At 59.1% G+C, this 269-nt stretch carries 1 protein-coding gene; it reads right to left on the bottom strand.

Translation table 11 applies throughout. From position 1 onward, the window contains the following. Positions 1-9: 9 nt before the first annotated feature. A partial coding sequence (gene fliN / locus AAEY83_RS15435) for a flagellar motor switch protein FliN (RefSeq protein WP_351060316.1) occupies positions 10-269 on the bottom strand: 260 nt, incomplete at its 5' end.

The following is a 269-nucleotide window of genomic DNA, read 5'->3' as shown; positions in this document are numbered from 1 at the left end:
CCTTTTCACTCAGCGCAGCTTCTTGATGCGTTCGCTTGGGCTGATCACGTCAGTCAGGCGGATGCCGAACTTCTCGTTGACCACCACTACTTCGCCGTGGGCGATCAAGGTGCCGTTGACCAGCACGTCGAGCGGCTCACCGGCCAGACGATCGAGCTCGATCACCGAACCCTGGTTGAGTTGCAGCAGGTTGCGGATGTTGATGTCGGTGCTGCCGACTTCCATCGAGATCGACACCGGAATGTCGAGGATCACGTCCAGGTTCGGAC

The organism is Psychrobacter sp. TB20-MNA-CIBAN-0197 (assembly GCF_040309765.1).
GTDB lineage: Bacteria > Pseudomonadota > Gammaproteobacteria > Pseudomonadales > Moraxellaceae > Psychrobacter > Psychrobacter submarinus.
The sequence above is the reverse complement of the archived record's forward strand: the minus strand, read 5'-3'. Positions and strand labels throughout refer to the sequence as shown.